Here is a 16715-nt window from a genome sequence, read left to right as displayed (position 1 = left end):
CGCGCTGATCCCGTGGCCCTGCGGCCACCCCGGCTGCGGGGCCACGGGATCCTTTCTCGCTTCCTGGCTGTCTGCCTGCTTGGCCCGCTTCCTACCGCGGATGTCGGCGCCGCGCTTGCCTTGCCGCGTCGCTCTCCACTAGTCTCCGCCCATGCTCGTCTATCCCGATATCGACCCGGTCGCCATCCAGCTCGGGCCGGTGGCCATCCACTGGTACGGCCTGATGTACGTCGTCGGCTTCCTCGCCGCCTGGGGGCTGGGGCGCTGGCGGGCGCGTCGGCCGGACAGCCCGGTGACCGGGCAGCAGGTGGACGACTTGGTCTTCTTCGGCGCCCTGGGGGTGATTGTCGGCGCCAAGCTCGGCTACCACCTCTTCTACAACCTGGATGGCCTCGCCGCCGACCCGCTCGCCTTGCTGAGGCTCTGGGAAGGCGGCATGTCCTTCCACGGCGGGCTCCTCGGGGTCACCGCCGCGCTGGGGGTCTACGCCTGGCGCTACCGGATCCCGCTGCTGGGTCTGACCGATTTCGCCGCGCCGCTGGTGCCCATCGGCCTCGGCGCCGGGCGGCTGGGCAACTTCATCAACGGCGAGCTGTGGGGCCGGCCCTCCGAGGTCCCCTGGGCCATGGTCTATCCGCCCCTGGGCGACGAGGCGCGCCACCCCTCGCAGCTCTATCAGATGGGGCTGGAGGGGATCGCCCTGTTCGTGCTGCTTTGGTGGTTCTCCGCCCGACCGCGGGCCCGCGGGGCGGTCACCGGTCTCTTCCTGACGGCGTACGGGGGCTTCCGCGCCTTCGTCGAGTTCTTCCGCATGCCGGATGCGCACATCGGCTACCTCGCCTTTGGCTGGCTGACCCTGGGCCAGGTCCTCACCCTGCCCATGATCCTCGGCGGGGTGGCGCTGCTGCTCTGGGCCTGGCGGCGCCCGGGCGCGGCCGCCTGATCCGCCGCCCAGCGCCGGGTTACAATCCCGCCCGGTTGCAACCATCGGTTCCGGCGCGCCGGAGGGGCGCACGGCGCCGGTCCCTACCAACGGTCTTCAAGGAGCACTGCATGGGAGTGATCCGCACGGGGCGTCGGCGCCCCGCATTCGGCTGGCGTCTGCTCGCCGCGCTGCCCCTGCTGGCGCCGGCGGCGCCGTGTATCGCCGGCAATCCGGTGGCGGCCGCAGAGATCGATTGGTCGGTCTACGGCCGTGCCGACGTCAGCGTTGATTACTACAGCGGCGGCGGTTACGCCGCCGGCGACTTGGCTAGCAACTCCTCCCGGTTGGGGCTGCGCGTTGGTCACACCCTGGAGACCGGACTGACGGTCTACGGCCGCCTGGAGCGCACCCTGGACTACAATCGCGGCGACGGCGCCGACCTGGCTCCCCGGGATACCTACTTGGGGCTGACCGGGGCGTGGGGGACGCTGCGGCTGGGCTACATGGACACGGCGGTTAAGGACATCCGCAGCCGCGTGGATCTCTTCGGCAGTCAGTTGGGCAATGCCCGCAACGTGCTGCGCGCTGGCCATAGGCCCCACTTTGATCAGCGCTTTCCCAATGCGGTCCGCTACAGCTCGCCGGAGCAGCCCGGCTGGGGCGTCGACCTGCAGGGGAGCTTCGATTGGGACGAAGAAGAAGACGACGATGAGGCCTTCCCGGCGGACGACAACGAACGCACCGCCGTCAGCAGTGCCCTGCGCTACAGCGGCGAGCGCGTCTGGGTCGCGGTGGGCTACGAGCGGGTGGCCGGCCGCGCGGGAGCGGTGCGCAGTGCTGATGCCCTCCGGCTGGGTCTGGATTGGCAGGCCACCGAGGCCCTGCGGGTGACCGCGCTGGGGCAGGCGACCCGGGATGCCTACGCGGTTGATGACGCTGATTACAGTGACGCCGCTGCCTACGGCGCGGGGCTGCTCTATGCCCTTGAGGACGACCTGGACCTGCGCCTGCAGTACTACACCCTGGACGTGGATGCCTCCGGTCACGGGGCCCGACTGGTCTCCGTCGGCCCGATTTTCCACGCAAGCGAGCGGCTGCGCCTCTACGCCACCGCTACCTATCTGAGCAACGACGACGACTCGCGGTTGGTTCCCTGGGAGGTCGGCCGGACCGCCGGCCCTAGCGGCGAGGATGCGAAAATCGGATCAGGCCGCTCGGCTTGGGCGGTGGGCTCCGGCGTACGCATGGATTTCTAGAGCGGGTCCCGTGGCGGAGCCGCCGCGCGAGGCCAAGCCGCCGGCCCCAACTAGTGTTCGCCGTTGGCCGGTGTCCGCCCGAGCAGGGGCAGCCCCGCCCGATCGGCGATCCGTTTGCGCGCCTCGTCGGCCAGCTGCCGGCGGTCCCGCTGCGCGGCCGGGATGGGGTCCAGGAAGTGGATGTGGACCTCCACCCCGTGTCCGGCCGCCCACCAGGCGCTGTCCAGCATGCGACGCTCCGGCACCAGTTCCCCCAGATCGTCACCGCGGTGGCGCGGACGGTAGCCGATGGCCACCGGCTGCACTGCGGAGTCGGCCTCGTGGGCGGCACGGAACAGCCGCGGGCGGAACGGCTGGATGCCGAATTCGGTGCTGATCCGGCCCTCGGGGAAGAAGATCACGGCATCGCCCCGGCGCAGCCGCTCGGCCATCTCGCCGGCGGCCCGCTGCGCTGCGCCGCTGTGGCCGCGGCCGATGAACAGGGTGCCGAGGTTGCGGGCCACGCGGCCGACAATCGGCCAGTCGCGCAGCTCCGCCTTGCTCAGGAAGGTGTCCGGCACCAGGGCGAACAGGGCAACGATGTCCAGCCAGGAGAGGTGGTTGGCCACCAGGAGGGCGCCGCGCTGCGGGCGACCGTGCCGGTGAAGGCGGACGCGCATCAGGGCCATGAGGATCCGGTTCCACAGGGCCGCCGCGTGGCGCCCGAGCCGCCGCGAGAGCAGGCTGGCCCCGGTGACCCACAGCCCGCCGAGGAGCAGGTGGACGAGGGCCAAGGCGAGGATCAGGGCCGCCCGTACGCGGCGGGCCAAGCTCATTCGCCGTGCCCCGCACGCCGCTCCACGAGCCGGCGGATGACCCGCGAGAGCCCGTCGTTGAGCAGCTCATGGTCGTCGAGCAGCTTGGCCTGCCCGTCGGCCACGGCCGCGGCGAGCGCCTCGGTGCTGCGCTCGAGGACCTTGAAGCCGGCCCGGTTGGCGAAGATCAGCCGACCATCGGCGGTGTGCCCGGCCAGCCGGACGCGCAGGCGCTCGCCCTGTGCCCCGCCGATCTCCATCCAGGTCCCTTCGGGCAGGGCGGCCACCCGGCGCACGTCCCCCTCGCGGTGGCTCGCCGCGGCGGTATCGTCGTTCCTGGCGCTGAATTGGGCCAGCCCCGGATCGCCGCGGGTCAGGCAGTTCAGGTACTCGGCCTCCAGGGCGCGGAGCACCTTGCTGACCTCGAAGGGGTCATGGAGGACCTCGCGCAGGCCGTCGGCCACCTCGTGGAGGAGCAGGGGGATCTCCAAGACCAGCCGTCGGCGCGAGGTGGCATCCGGCGGGGTGTCGACGCTCCAGACCAGGCGCTCCATCACCGCGCAGTGGCGGACCCAGTTCTCAGAGTCCGCGCCGTCGCTCAGGTGGATCAGCAGCAGCAGCCGTGCCCAGGCGTCCCGGATCAGCTGCTCGATGAGTGCCGGCGGCCGGCGCCACTCCAGGCAGCGCTCGATCTCCTCGCTGACCCGCTGCCGGGCCGCCTCCACACGGTCGCGGCTGCGCACGGCGCGTGCTGCGAATCGGGTCTCGTCGGCGACGCTGGTCGCCGCCGACGGCCCGGCGGGGTCCGCCGCGCCGTCGCCGGTGAGCTGCGCCACCGCCTCGCGGTGTAGATCCGGCAGCATGCGGCCCACGGCGTCCCCGAGCGTTTCGAGCACCACCTCCTGTGCCGGGGCGGCGAGCGGCGGGCGTTGCTGGACACGCAGCAGCAGGTCGGCCACCTGCGCTGCGGCCAGCGGGTTGAGCGGCTCGCGCACGCGCACCGTGGGGAGGGCGGCGTCCAGGGCGCGGGTGGTCGGCTCGGTCGTCGCTGCGGTGCGGCTGCGCAGATCGGTCAGAATGCGCGCCGCCGCGCTGTGGTGCGCCGGGGTGGGTGGCGGGTCAACGGCCGCCGGGTCGATGAGCCCGGCGAAGCGGTACTCGAGACCGGCGCGCAAGACCTCTTCCATGTCGTGGCGGTGCAGTCGGACCATCTGCATGTCTTGGCGGTAGGCGTCACCCTGCTCGCCGCCGCCGGCCAGCTCGTGGAGCCGCTCCTGCGCCTCGTGCAGGCCCTGACGCAGCGATCCCACCAGACGGCCCTCGACGTGGCGGCGCAGCCGCTCGATCCGACCGGGGATCGCCCGACCCTGACCGCGTTCGGTGCGGGCGAGGTAGACGACATTGTCCGGGGGGTGCTCGGTCATATCGGCTTCGCTCATGGGTCGGGAGGATACCCGCGACGGGCAGATGTGAGAAGGCGACTCAAGGGGTTACCGGCGCCCCTGCAGCTGCGCCAACTTGTCAGCCCCCGGAGCATCGGGTATCTTCCACAACCGTTGTCTGCCGACGAGACCGTCAGGAGATCGGCCTCGCATGCTTGCTGCAGTACTTTCCGGATTCGTGCTCGCCGCCCTCGTGCCGTGGCTGCAGCCCGTCCTGGGCCGCCGCGCCGGCTGGGCCTTCGCCGCGCTGCCCGCGGTGCTCACCCTCTATTTTGCCACCTTCCTGCCGCAGATTGTCGGCGGCGAGACGGTGTGGATGGAGTACACCTGGGTGCCCGGGCTCGACGTCAACCTGTCCTTTTACGTGGACGGGCTGTCGCTGCTCTTCGCCCTGCTGATCTCGGGGATCGGCACCTTCGTCCTGCTCTACGCCAGCGACTACCTGGATGGCGACGAGCGTCAGCCGCGCTTCTACGTCCACATCCTCGCCTTCATGGCGTCGATGCTGGGCCTGGTGCTCTCCGATAACCTCATCACCCTGTTCATCTTCTGGGAGCTGACCAGCATTACCTCGTACATGCTGATCGGCTACGACAACGAGGATGCCAAGGCGCGGCGCTACGCCCTGCAGGGTCTGCTGGTGACCGTTGGCGGTGGCTTGGCGCTGCTCGCCGGTTTCATCATGCTGGGGATCGTCGGCGACACCTACACGATCTCCGAGCTCCTGAAGCAGGGCGATGTGATCCGCGAGCACGAGTGGTACGTGCCGCTGACCCTGCTGATCCTCCTCGGCGCCTTCACCAAGTCGGCCCAGGTGCCGTTCCACTTCTGGTTGCCGCGGGCCATGGCCGCGCCGACCCCGGTGTCGGCCTACCTGCACTCGGCCACCATGGTGAAGGCCGGCGTCTTCCTGCTGGCCAAGCTGCACCCGGCACTGGGTGACACCACGCTGTGGATGACGCTGCTGCCGCTGGTCGGCGCCATCACCATGTTCACCGGCGCCTACTTCGCCGTGCGCAGCACCGGGATCAAGGGGGTGCTGGCCAACTCCACGGTGATGGCCCTGGGTACGCTGACCATGCTCGCCGGTATCGGTACCGAAGGGGCGATGATCGCCTTCGGCGCCTTCCTGCTGGCGCACTCGCTCTACAAGGGCGCCCTGTTCCTGGTCGCCGGCGCCCTCGACCACGAGACCGGCACCAAGGACGTCCTCAAGATGGGCGGCCTGCGCCACGCCATGCCGAAGACGGCGGTGCTGGCCGCGGTCTCGGCCCTGTCACTGGCCGGCATCCCGCCGCTGTTCGGCTTCCTCGGCAAGGAGCTGATGCTTGAGTCGGTGCTGGAGGCGCCCTACCTCTCGGCGGTGCTGGCGCTGCTGGCCCTGGGCACCGCCGTGCTCGTGGTCATTGTCGCCGGCATCGTGGCCATCCGGCCGTTCTTCGGCGAGCGCACCGAGACCCCGAAGGAGCCCCACGAGGCGCCGCCGGGGATGCTCGCCGGGCCGGCGGTCCTCGGTGTCCTGAGCCTGCTCTTCGGGGTGTTCCCGTTCATTCCCGAGGGACTGATCGGTGCCGTGGCCTCATCGCTGGCCGGTGAGCAGATCTCGGTGAGCCTCTCGCTCTGGCACGGGGTCAATCTGCCGCTGGTCATGTCGCTGTTCGCCATTGCCGCCGGCGCCTTCCTGTTCACCCGCTGGGATCAGGTGCGCGAGGCGATGGCCCGGTACGACTGGCTCTATGAGCGCGGCCCGGAGGCCGGTTACTTCCGCACCCTCGACGCCCTGGTCTGGAGTGCGGACTGGCAGACCCGCGTGCTGCAGAACGGTTACCTGCGCCACTACATCACCACCACGGTGCTGACCACTGTACTTCTGGTCGGTTACACCCTCGCCACCCGCTACGACGGGGGCTTCGGCGCCGGCCTTGAGGTCTACTTCTACGAGTGGATCATCGCCGGTGTGCTGATCGCCTCGGTGCTCTTCGCCTGCGTGACCAACTCGCGGCTGGGGGCGGTGGCGTCGCTGGGCGTGATGGGCTTCACCGTGGCGCTGATTTTCATCCTGTTCAGCGCCCCGGATCTGGGCATCACGCAGATCCTGGTGGAGACCCTGACGGTGATCCTGCTGGTCCTGGTGCTCTTCCGGCTGCCCGGCTTCATGAACTTCTCCACGCCGCAGCAGCGGGTGCGCGACGGCGTGGTGGCCGCGGTGATGGGCGTGCTGGTGACCTCGCTGCTGCTGATCACCATCGATGTCCAGTTCGCCGAGCCGATCTCGGCCTACCACCTGGATGAGAGTGTGCCGCTGGCCCACGGCCGCAACGTGGTCAACGTGATCCTGGTGGACTATCGGGCGCTGGACACCCTGGGCGAGATCTTCGTCGTCGCTCTGGCCGCCATCGGCGTCTACGCCATGGTCAAGTACCGGGTGACCGGTGAGAGCAGTCCCGCCGAGAAGGAGGACAACCAATGATCCAGCCCGGGTCCCTGATCCTCTCGACGATGGCGCGGCTGTTGCTGCCGCTGCAGCTGCTGTTCTCCATCTTCATGCTGCTGCGCGGTCACGACCTGCCCGGCGGCGGTTTCATCGCCGGGCTGGTGGCCTCCTCGGCGTTCATCCTCTACCTGTTCGCCTTCGGCGTGCCGGCCACGCAGCAGGTGCTGCGGGTGGATGCACGGACCATCGCCGGGGTCGGCCTGGTCATCGGCACCCTCGCCGCCGTACCGCCGATCTTCATCGGCGAGCCCTTCTTCAAGGCGCTGTGGTGGTATCCGGAGATCCCGCTGATCGGGGAGGTGAGCATCAACACGCCGCTGATCTTCGACGTCGGGGTCTACCTCACCGTGCTCGGCTCGGTGCTGGCCATCGTGGTGAGCCTGGCGGAGGCGGAGGAGTAAGGCTATGGAACCGTTAATGGCCGTCCTGGTGGGCATCATGTTCGCCGCCGCCATCTACATGATGCTGCGCCGTTCCATCGTCAAGCTGGTCATCGGCCTGATCCTGCTCTCCAACGCGGCGAACCTGCTGTTCTTCACCGCCGCGGGGATGACGCGGGGAGCGCCGCCGCTGATCCCCGAGGGCGCCGACGGGCCGGTGGGCGCGGTGGGTGATCCGCTGCCCATGGCCCTCATCTTGACCGCCATCGTGATCGCCTTCGGCGTGCTGGCCTTTGCGCTGGTGCTGATCAACAAGGCGTATCAGGTGGTGCAGGCCGACGATCTGGATCAGATGAAGGATACGGACACGTGAGTCTGCAAGTCGCCATACCGGTACTGCTGCCCCTGCTGCTGGGCGCCGTCTCGCTGGCGGTCCACCGCCACCTGACCGTGCAGCGCTGGCTGGGGGTGCTCGGCACCGGCGCGCTGCTGGCCAGCACCCTGTGGCTGCTGCACACGGTCTGGCACGAGGGCGTGGTGGTGATGCACATGGGCGACTGGAAGGCGCCCTTCGGCATCACCCTAGTCGCCGACCTGTTGGGCGCCATCATGGCGGTGCTCACCGGCATCATGGGCTTCGCCACCGCCGTGTACTCTACGGCCACCACGCCGCGCGGGCACGAGCACTACGGCCACTGGCCGCTGCTGCACCTGCTGCTCGCCGGTGTGGCCGGCGCCTTCCTGACCGGCGACGTCTTCAACCTCTACGTCTGGTTCGAGGTGATGCTCGTCGCCTCGTTCGCGCTGCTGATCCTCGGCGGCGAGCGGGCGCAGATGGAGGGGGCGATCAAGTACGTCACCCTCAACCTGCTCTCGTCGATGATCTTCCTCTCGGCGGTGGGCATTACCTACGGCCTGGTCGGCACCCTGAACATGGCCGACATGGCGGTGAAGCTCGCCGAGGTGGATCAGCCCGGGCTGGTCACCGTGCTGGCGGCCATGTACATGGTCTCCTTCGGCATCAAGGCCGGTGCCTTCCCGCTCTTCTTCTGGCTGCCGGCGAGTTACCACACCCCGCCGATCGCCATTTCGGCGCTGTTCGCCGGCCTGCTGACCAAGGTCGGTGTCTACGCCCTGTACCGGGTGTTTACGCTGATCTTCACGCAGGAGGTCGCCTACACCCACGAGATCCTGCTTTGGGCGGCCGGCTTCACGATGATCACCGGCGTGCTGGGTGCCGCGTACCACTACGAGGTGCGCCGCATCCTCTCGTTCCACATCATCAGCCAGATCGGCTACATGATCATGGGCCTGGCGCTGTTCACGCCGTTGGCCCTGATCGGCGGTGTCTTCTACATCGCGCACCACATCATCGTGAAGACCAACCTCTTCCTGGTCGCCGGCGTGGCCTACCGGATGCTGGGCAGCTACGAGCTGCGCGACCTGGGCGGGCTCTACAAGCACCGGCCGTTCCTGGGGCTGCTCTTCGCCGTGCCGGCGCTGTCGCTGGCCGGCCTGCCGCCGCTGTCCGGGTTCATCGCCAAGCTGATCGTCATCTGGGCCGGCGTCGAGCAGGCTTCCTGGGGGATCGTCTTTGTGGCCCTGCTCACCGGCCTGCTGACCCTCTACTCGATGACCAAGATCTGGCAGGAGGCGTTCTGGCACGGGGTGCCCGAGCATGTGCAGGACACCTCGGTGCTCACCGGCGAGCGGCGCGACCCGGGCCTGTGGGCCATGTATCTGCCGATCGCCGGGCTGGCGCTGCTGACCCTGTTCATCGGTCTTTACGCGCAGCCGCTCTACGAGCTGGCCGAGGCCTCCGCCAAGCAGCTGCTTGATCCGCAGGTCTACATCGACGCCGTGCTGGAGGAGGGTGCGCAGTGATCCCATTCGCCTGGAACGTCGTCCTGGCCATGGTCTGGGTGGTGCTGACCGCCAACTTCAGTGCGGTCAATGCCCTGTTCGGCTTCCTGCTCGGCTATGGCGCCATCGCCGCGATGCAGAACCAGCTGCCGGCGTTCGCCGGCTACGGCCAGCGGGTGCCGCGGTTCATCCGTTTCGTGTTCTTTTACATCTGGGAGCTGATCAAGGCCAACGCCCGGGTCGCCTACGATGTGGTCACGCCGGAGTGGGGCATGCGGCCGGGGGTGATCGGTGTCCCGCTGGAGGCTCGCACGGACGGCGAGATTACGGTGGTTGCCAACCTGATCAGCCTGACCCCGGGGACGCTGTCGCTGGACGTCTCCACCGACCGGCGGGTGCTCTACATCCACGCCATGTACATCGAGGATGAGGAGGCGCTGCTGGATGAGGTCAAGGAGCTGGAGCGCCGGGTTCTGGAGGTGATGCGCTGATGCTCGGGATTGCCGCAACCCTCGTCTTTGCCATGCTCTCGGCGTCGCTGGTGCTGGCCTTCGTGCGCCTGGCCAAGGGACCGATGCTGCCCAATCGGGTCGTGGCGCTGGAGCTGATCGCCTCGATCCTGGTCGGGTTCATCGGCGTCTACGCCATCCACACCGGTGTTGACCACTTCATCGACGTGGCCATCGTCTTGGCCCTGCTCGCCTTCATGGCCGCGGTGGGGTTCGCCCGGTATCTGGAGAAAGGGGGGCCGCGGGATGACTGATTTCCTGCAGGAGCTGATCGCCTCGGTCCTGTTGTTGCTCGGCGGCGGGTTGATGCTCATCGCTGCGGTGGGCCTGTACCGCCTGCCGGATCTGCTCACCCGGATGCACGCCACGACCAAGGCCGGCGCCCTGGGGGCGGCGCTGATCATCGCCGGGGTGGCGGTGCACTTCGCCGACGCCTCGGTGACGGCACGGGCGGTGGCGATCATCGTCTTCATCGTGCTCACCGCCCCGGTGGCCGCCCACGTCATCGGCCGGGCCGGCTACTTCGTCGGTGTGCCGCTGTGGGACGGGACGATCAAGGATGAACTGCGCCACCACTACGACCCCGAGACCCACGTCCTGCGCAGTGGGCTCGAGGATCGGGACGAGCACTAGTCCTCGTCGCGCCGCCGTGAGGCGAGCCGTTCCAGGGCCTCGCGCAGCGCCGGGTCGCTGCTGGTGGCGGCGGCCCGGCGCAGGGTGTTGGCGGCCTCCTCGCTGAGCGGCCCGGGTCCCTGGAGCTTGCGCGGGGCCGACGAGGCCGGGGCGACGCGCACGGTCACCCGCCGCGGCCGCTGCCCGGAGATCGCCTCGGCGGCGTCCTGGAGCTGGCGCGACAGGTAACGAAGCCGCGTTCCCCAGCCGCTGCCGTCGGCGATCAAGACCATCTCCTCCTCATCCAGTCGGGCTAGGCGCCAGTGGCCCTGCGTCTCCGGCGGCAGGTTCCGCTGCAGCCGCCGCCCGAGCCGCTCCAGCCCACGGGCGTGGTCGATGACGGCGCGCAACGGCCCGGGGCGCTGCGCCAGGCGCGGCGCGATCCGGTGCAGTTTGCCCTCACGGCGCGGAGGGCGGGCCGGGTTGAAGCGTTTCGGGTCGCTCATGTCGTCGGAGTCTCCGGTTCCCGCCGCCCGGATGCAAGGGGGACCGCGCCCCGGTGGGCTGAATCGGCGGCCGACGCCTTACCCTCCCGCACCGATTATCTGTATCCTGTTGGACTTGACTTCGCCGGAAATCTGTATCGAGTGCCCATGTTTTCAGCCATCGCCAAACGCGTCTTCGGAACCCGTAACGATCGTGCGCTGAAGCGTCTGCGCAAGCGGATCGAGGCCATCAACGCGCACGAGCCGGAGCTGCAGAAGCTATCCGACGAGCAGCTTCAGGCAAGGACCGAGGCGTTCAAGGCGCGGCTCGCGCAGGGCGAGACCCTGGACGATCTCCTCGAGGAGGCGTTTGCCGTCGTGCGCGAGGCCTCGCGCCGGGTGCTGGGCCTGCGCCACTTCGATGTTCAGCTGCTCGGCGGCATGGTCCTGCACGACGGCAACATCTCGGAGATGAAAACGGGCGAGGGCAAGACCCTCGTCGCCACGTTGCCGGTCTACCTCAACGCCCTGACCGGTCGCGGCGTCCACGTGGTGACTGTCAACGACTACCTGGCCCGCCGTGACGCCGAGTGGATGGGCCGGCTCTACCGGTTCCTCGGCATGGAGGTGGGCGTGGTGGTGCCGCGCCAGCCCCGCGAGGAGAAGATCGCCGCCTACCAGGCCGATATCACGTACGGCACCAACAACGAGTTCGGCTTCGACTACCTGCGCGACAACATGGCCTTCCGCAAGGAGGACAAGGTCCAGCGGGATCTCTACTACGCGCTGGTCGACGAGGTCGATTCCATCCTCATCGACGAGGCCCGCACGCCGCTGATCATCTCCGGCCCGGCGGAGCAGGCCGGCGAGCTCTACGAGGCGATGTCCCGGCTGGTGCCGCGCCTGCAGGCGCAGAAGCCCGAGGAGCGCCCCGAGGAGACCCCGGAGCTGGGACCGGGTGACTACTACGTAGATGAGAAGGCCCGCCAGGTGTATCTCACCGAAGGGGGCCATGACCGGGCCGAGGAGCTGCTGCGCGAGGAGGGGCTCATCGGCGAGAACGACTCGCTCTACGATGCGCGCAACATCAACGTGGTCCACCATCTCAATGCGGCGCTGCGGGCCCATACCCTCTACGAGCGCGACGTCCACTACCTGATCCGTGACAACCAGGTGGTCATCGTCGACGAGTTCACCGGGCGCGCCATGCCCGGCCGGCGCTGGTCCGAGGGTCTGCACCAGGCAGTGGAGGCCAAGGAGGGCCTGCCCGTCCAGGCCGAGAACCAGACCCTGGCGTCGATCACTTTCCAGAATTACTTCCGGCTCTACGACAAGCTGGCTGGTATGACCGGCACGGCGGATACCGAGGCCTTCGAGTTCCAGCATATTTACAGCCTGGAGGTGCTCTCCATCCCCACCCACCGGCCGATGGTCCGCGCCGATCATCACGACCTGGTCTACCGCACCGCCGACGAGAAGTACGAGGCGATCATTGCGGATATCAAGGACTGCGTGCAGCGCGACCAGCCCGTGCTCGTGGGCACCACCTCCATCGAGGCCTCGGAGCGCCTGTCCAAGGCGCTCAAGGAGGCCGGCGTGGAGCACAACGTGCTCAACGCCAAGCACAACGAGAGCGAGGCGCAGATCATCGCCGACGCCGGCCGGCCGGGTGCGGTGACCATCGCCACCAACATGGCCGGTCGCGGCACGGACATCGTCCTCGGCGGCAACCTGGACCAAGAGCTGGCCGAGCTCGGCGATGACCCCGACCCGGCCGAGGTGGAGCGGCGCAAGGCCGAGTGGCAGGACCGCCACGACCGGGTGGTGAATGCCGGTGGCCTGCACGTGATCGGTACCGAGCGCCACGAATCCCGCCGCATCGACAACCAGTTGCGTGGGCGCTCCGGGCGTCAGGGCGATCCGGGGTCGTCGCGCTTCTACCTGTCGCTGGAGGATTCGCTGCTGCGCATCTTCGCCTCGGAGCGCATGTCCGGCATGCTCCAGAAGCTTGGCATGGAGCACGGCGAGGCCATCGAGTCGGGCATGGTCTCGCGGGTGATCGAGAACGCCCAGCGCAAGGTCGAGGCGCACAACTTCGACATGCGCAAGCACCTGCTGGAGTTCGACGACGTCGCCAACGACCAGCGCAAGGTGGTCTACGAGCAGCGCAACGAGCTGCTCGAGGCCGATGACGTCTCCGAGACGGTGGACGCCATCCGCCAGGACGTGGTCGACAAGGTGATCTCCGAGTACATCCCGCCGGGGTCCATCGACGAGCAATGGGACGTCGCCGGGCTGGAGCGTACCCTCAAGGAGGAGTTCGGCCAGGAACTGCCCGTCCAGCGCTGGCTCGACGAGGACGACAGCCTCCACGAGGAGACCCTGCGCGAGCGCATCCAGTCCGAGATCGAGAAGGCCTACCGGGCCAAGGAGGCCGAGGCGGGTGCCAGCGTCGTGCGCCACTTCGAGAAGGCGGTGATGCTCCAGGTTCTGGACAAGCACTGGAAGGAGCACCTGGCCGCCATGGACTACCTGCGCCAGGGGGTGGGGCTGCGCGGCTATGCCCAGCGCAACCCGAAGCAGGAGTTCAAGAAGGACGCCTTCGCCATGTTCCAGGAGATGCTCGAGGGCCTGAAACGCGACGCCGTCGGCGTGCTGCTGCGCGTCCAGGTCCGCGCCGAGGAGGACGTGGAGGCCGTCGAGGAGCAGCGCCGTCAGGAGGCGGAGCGTATGCAGATGCGCCATGCCGCGCCGGCCTCCGCCGCCGCAGGCGCCGTGACTGCCGCCGGGGGGAGCGCCTCGGCGGCCGAGGGCGAGGGCGCGCGCGGCGGCGATAGCCGGCAGCAGGCCGCCGGGGGGCGGGGGCAGGAGACCGTGGCCCGCGAGGGCCCCAAGGTCGGGCGCAACGAGTCCTGCCCCTGTGGCTCCGGCAAGAAGTACAAGCACTGCTGCGGGAAGCTCTGAGATGTCGGGCGCAGATGCGGTGGTCCATCCAGTGCCCGGGTTCCGCCTTGGTACGGTCTCGGCCGGTATCCGCAAGCCCGGGCGGCCGGATCTGGTGGTCATGGCCTTGCCCGAGACGGGGCGTGCCGCGGCGGTGTTCACCCGCAACCGCTTCCGGGCTGCTCCGGTGCGCATCGCCGAGCGCCATCTGGCCGCCACCGCGCCGCGTTATCTGCTGATCAACACCGGCTACGCCAACGCCGGGACCGGCGAGCGTGGCGAGGCCGACGCCCTGGCCTGTTGCCGTGGCGTGGCCGAGCAGGCCGGATGCGCCGTCGAGGCCGTGGTCCCCTTTTCCACCGGCGTGATCGGTGAGCCGCTGCCCGTCGAGCGCATCACTGCCGGCATCCCCGGGGCGTTCGAGGCGCTGGAGGAAAACGGTTGGCAGGCGGCGGCGGTCGGTATCCAGACCACGGACACCCGGGAGAAGATCGCCAGCTACCAGGTGACGCTGGCCGGCGGTACCTGCACGGTGACCGGGATCGCCAAGGGGGCGGGGATGATCCGCCCGGACATGGCCACCATGCTCGCCTTCCTGGCCACCGATGCCGAGATCTCCGATGCGGCCCTGGCCGACTGCCTGCGCCGCGCCACCGAGCGATCGTTCAACCGGGTCACCGTCGACGGAGACACCTCCACCAACGACGCCTGCCTGTTGGCTGCCACCGGGCAGGGGCCCCGCGTGCCCGATGAGGGGGGCGACTTCGAGCGCTTCCAGGCCGCCGTCGAGGCGGTCTGCATCGATCTGGCCCGGGCCATCGCCGCCGACGGCGAGGGGGCAACGCGGCTGGTGGATGTCGCGGTCGAGGGGGCGCAAGATGCCGCCGAGGCCGAGCGGGTGGCCTTTACGGTGGCGGAGTCGCCGCTGGTCAAGACCGCCCTCGCCGCGGCCGACCCCAACTGGGGCCGGATCCTCGCGGCCGTCGGCCGGGCAGGCATCGACGACCTCGACGTCGATGCCGTGGTCCTGTCCATCGGCGACCAGGTGGTTGCCCAGCGCGGTGCGGTTGCCCCCGACTACGACGAGGCGGCCGCCGCCGCGTATCTGGCCGGCTCTGAGGTGCGCCTAGGGGTGGACCTCGGCCGCGGTGGGGCGGCCGCCACCGTGTGGACCTGCGACCTCACCGCGGAATACGTCCGCATCAACGCCGAGTACCGGACCTGAGCGAGACCCGGGTGGCAGGCGGCGTCGTCCCCGAACCGATCCACGTGGCCGCTGGGGTGCTTCGCGGCGGTGATGGCCGCGTGCTCGTCCAGTGTCGGCCGAAGCACCTAGATCACGGCGGTCTGTGGGAGTTCCCCGGGGGCAAGATCGAGCCGGGCGAGTCGGTGGCCGCGGCCCTGGTCCGCGAACTGGCCGAGGAGCTGGGCATCCGGATCCAACCGGGGGCCCTGCGCATCCGTGTCCCGTGGACGTACGGCCATCGACGGGTGGTGCTTCACGTCCTCGATGTTGCCGAGTGGTCCGGGCAGCCCCACGGCCGCGAGGGTCAGAGCCTGGACTGGCTCACCGCCGAGGAGATGGGCGGTCGGGCGTGGCCGGCTGCCAACTGGCCGATCATCCGCTCGCTGCAGCTCCCCGATCGCTACCTGATCACGCCCGCAGAGCCAACCGATGAGGCTGCCTGGCTGGACCGCGTGGACGCGGCCCTGGCGTTGGGCGTACGCCTGGTCCAGCTGCGTCGCCCGGATCTGGATCCGGCGGCCTGGGTGCGCCTGGGGCGCGCCCTGCGTGCGCGTTGTGACGCCCACGGGGCGAGGCTGCTGGCCAACGCGCCGGCGGAGCAGGCCCGGGCGGTCGGGGCCGACGGCGTGCACTGGAGCAGCCGCGCGCTGGAAGCTGGGCCAGAGCGCCCGCACTGGGCGCGCTGGGTCGGTGCCTCCTGCCACGATGCCGGCGAGCTGGAGCGCGCCGCCGCCTGCGGCGCCGATTTTGCCGTGCTTTCGCCCGTGCAGTGGACGGCCAGCCACCCCGAGCAGACCGGTATGGGATGGGCGTGTTTTGCCGAGTGGGTGGCCGGGGCGCGCCTGCCGGTCTACGCCCTCGGCGGCGTGGGGCCGGCCGATATCGCGCGGGCGCGTAGCTGCGGTGGGCAGGGTGTGGCGGCCATCCGTGGCCTGCTGGCGGATCACGCCGGGGCCGGCGTGTAAGGTGGGCGCCGGTCTAGAGCGTACAGCGCGCCATTCGGAAGGAGACGTCGGCACCCACCGGTTCCGGTCGGCTGCGGGTATCCGGCTGGCGCAGGAAGCGGATGGTGACCAGGTGGCGGTTGCCGCTGATCTCGGGGATGACGCCGTTCTCGATCGGAGCCTGGAGGCGCAGCATCTGGGTGACCCGGCTGTCGTAGGGGGTGCGCTGCTGCCAGGAGCCGCCCTCGGCCACCTCGTCGGCGAACGCGCCGGCATCGCGCTGGACACGTAGGGCAAAGGTGACCGCTGCGCGCAGGTCCGCGAAGCTGTCGTACCAGCGCTGCATGTCGGCCCGCCGCTCGTCGTAGGGGCGGCTCAGCCAGCGGTGGTAGCTGGGCAGGTCGAAGTTGCAGGTGCCGGCGCCGACGCCAAAGCGCTGGGTGATCAGCCCCAGCAGCTCGTCCTCGCGCAGCTCCTGGCCCAGGGCTGCGTCGGGCTCGCCGACGCGGCGCAGCAGTTGCCGGCAGCGGTCGGTCTCCTCCTGGACCCGGGAAGCGGACCAGACGCCACGGGCGCCCATGTAGGCGGTCTCGGTGGAGAGTCGGTCGAGTTCCTTGATGACCTCCGAGCGCACTTCGCCACGCTCGAGGACGTTGAGGGTGTGGATGAACGCCTCCACCGCCATGCGGCTGTCGATGATCTGCTCGCGCTCCATGGCGGCACTGGCGGTCTCCATGAGGAATTCCAGCCGCAGCAGCGTGCGCAGGCGTTCATTCAGCGGGTGCTCGTAGACGACCCAGTCCTGGTTCTTGTCACTCATCG

At 69.4% G+C, this 16715-nt stretch carries 16 protein-coding genes; 12 read left to right on the top strand and 4 right to left on the bottom strand.

The features are described from left to right. Window positions 1-151 precede the first annotated feature (151 nt). Both lgt and LRF89_RS08655 read left to right on the top strand, forming a co-directional pair. The gene (lgt, locus tag LRF89_RS08660) at window positions 152-943 is read left to right on the top strand and encodes a prolipoprotein diacylglyceryl transferase (RefSeq protein WP_201172263.1); all 792 of its coding nucleotides are present in this window, start codon (window positions 152-154) and stop codon (window positions 941-943) included. 110 nt (window positions 944-1053) lie between these two features. After that, on the top strand, window positions 1054-2181 hold the full coding sequence (locus LRF89_RS08655; RefSeq protein WP_238636913.1) for a porin: 1128 nt from the start codon (window positions 1054-1056) through the stop codon (window positions 2179-2181). A 50-nt stretch (window positions 2182-2231) separates the two neighbouring features. Here the strand turns inward: LRF89_RS08655 and LRF89_RS08650 are convergent, their stop codons facing one another. Further along, entirely contained in the window at window positions 2232-2996 is a 765-nt protein-coding gene (locus LRF89_RS08650; protein ID WP_238636912.1) for a lysophospholipid acyltransferase family protein, read from the bottom strand. Beyond that, window positions 2993-4414 (bottom strand): DUF1631 family protein, encoded by a 1422-nt coding sequence (locus tag LRF89_RS08645; protein ID WP_238636911.1) that lies wholly within the window; start codon window positions 4412-4414, stop codon window positions 2993-2995. The genes LRF89_RS08650 and LRF89_RS08645 overlap by 4 nt, the downstream gene beginning before the upstream one ends. Before the next feature lie 154 nt (window positions 4415-4568). Here LRF89_RS08645 and LRF89_RS08640 point away from each other — a divergent pair, with 154 nt between their 5' ends. Genes LRF89_RS08640 through mnhG form a run of 7 tightly spaced genes read left to right on the top strand, consistent with a single transcriptional unit; the run spans window position 4569 to window position 10296 of the window. Beyond that, complete coding sequence (locus LRF89_RS08640; protein ID WP_238635666.1) at window positions 4569-6887, top strand: putative monovalent cation/H+ antiporter subunit A; 2319 nt, start codon at window positions 4569-4571, stop codon at window positions 6885-6887. Further along, entirely contained in the window at window positions 6887-7312 is a 426-nt protein-coding gene (locus LRF89_RS08635) for a Na+/H+ antiporter subunit B (RefSeq protein ID WP_201172589.1), read from the top strand. The genes LRF89_RS08640 and LRF89_RS08635 overlap by 1 nt, the downstream gene beginning before the upstream one ends. A gap of 4 nt (window positions 7313-7316) precedes the next feature. Further along, on the top strand, window positions 7317-7664 hold the full coding sequence (locus LRF89_RS08630) for a Na+/H+ antiporter subunit C (protein WP_201172237.1): 348 nt from the start codon (window positions 7317-7319) through the stop codon (window positions 7662-7664). Next, the gene (locus LRF89_RS08625; protein WP_201172235.1) at window positions 7661-9175 is read left to right on the top strand and encodes a Na+/H+ antiporter subunit D; all 1515 of its coding nucleotides are present in this window, start codon (window positions 7661-7663) and stop codon (window positions 9173-9175) included. Before LRF89_RS08630 ends, LRF89_RS08625 begins: the two co-directional genes overlap by 4 nt. Next, window positions 9172-9645 (top strand): Na+/H+ antiporter subunit E, encoded by a 474-nt coding sequence (locus tag LRF89_RS08620; RefSeq protein WP_238636910.1) that lies wholly within the window; start codon window positions 9172-9174, stop codon window positions 9643-9645. Before LRF89_RS08625 ends, LRF89_RS08620 begins: the two co-directional genes overlap by 4 nt. Next, a complete protein-coding gene (locus LRF89_RS08615) occupies window positions 9645-9917 on the top strand; it encodes a monovalent cation/H+ antiporter complex subunit F (RefSeq protein ID WP_201172231.1) in 273 nt (90 codons plus the stop codon). Before LRF89_RS08620 ends, LRF89_RS08615 begins: the two co-directional genes overlap by 1 nt. Then, complete coding sequence (gene mnhG, locus LRF89_RS08610) at window positions 9910-10296, top strand: monovalent cation/H(+) antiporter subunit G (protein ID WP_238635668.1); 387 nt, start codon at window positions 9910-9912, stop codon at window positions 10294-10296. Before LRF89_RS08615 ends, mnhG begins: the two co-directional genes overlap by 8 nt. On the opposite strand, the gene LRF89_RS08605 is transcribed toward mnhG, so the two are convergent. Next, a complete protein-coding gene (locus tag LRF89_RS08605; protein WP_238636909.1) occupies window positions 10293-10781 on the bottom strand; it encodes a DciA family protein in 489 nt (162 codons plus the stop codon). The genes mnhG and LRF89_RS08605 overlap by 4 nt on opposite strands. A gap of 147 nt (window positions 10782-10928) precedes the next feature. Here LRF89_RS08605 and secA point away from each other — a divergent pair, with 147 nt between their 5' ends. The 3 genes from secA to LRF89_RS08590 are packed head-to-tail and all read left to right on the top strand — an operon-like array spanning window position 10929 to window position 15914. After that, window positions 10929-13724, top strand: a complete 2796-nt coding sequence (gene secA / locus LRF89_RS08600; protein ID WP_238635669.1) for a preprotein translocase subunit SecA — start codon at window positions 10929-10931, stop codon at window positions 13722-13724. A gap of 1 nt (window position 13725) precedes the next feature. Then, window positions 13726-14928 carry a bifunctional glutamate N-acetyltransferase/amino-acid acetyltransferase ArgJ gene (argJ, locus tag LRF89_RS08595; RefSeq protein ID WP_238636908.1) on the top strand — a complete coding sequence of 401 codons (1203 nt, stop codon included), beginning with the start codon at window positions 13726-13728 and terminating at the stop codon, window positions 14926-14928. 11 nt (window positions 14929-14939) lie between these two features. Beyond that, on the top strand, window positions 14940-15914 hold the full coding sequence (locus tag LRF89_RS08590) for a Nudix family hydrolase (protein WP_338018516.1): 975 nt from the start codon (window positions 14940-14942) through the stop codon (window positions 15912-15914). A gap of 13 nt (window positions 15915-15927) precedes the next feature. Here LRF89_RS08590 and zapD read toward each other — a convergent pair whose 3' ends face one another. Further along, a complete protein-coding gene (zapD, locus tag LRF89_RS08585; protein WP_201172209.1) occupies window positions 15928-16713 on the bottom strand; it encodes a cell division protein ZapD in 786 nt (261 codons plus the stop codon). Window positions 16714-16715 lie beyond the last annotated feature (2 nt).

Source organism: Halorhodospira sp. 9621 (assembly GCF_022228055.1).
GTDB lineage: Bacteria > Pseudomonadota > Gammaproteobacteria > Nitrococcales > Halorhodospiraceae > Halorhodospira > Halorhodospira halophila_A.
This window is presented reverse-complemented; position numbering and strand designations above follow the sequence as displayed.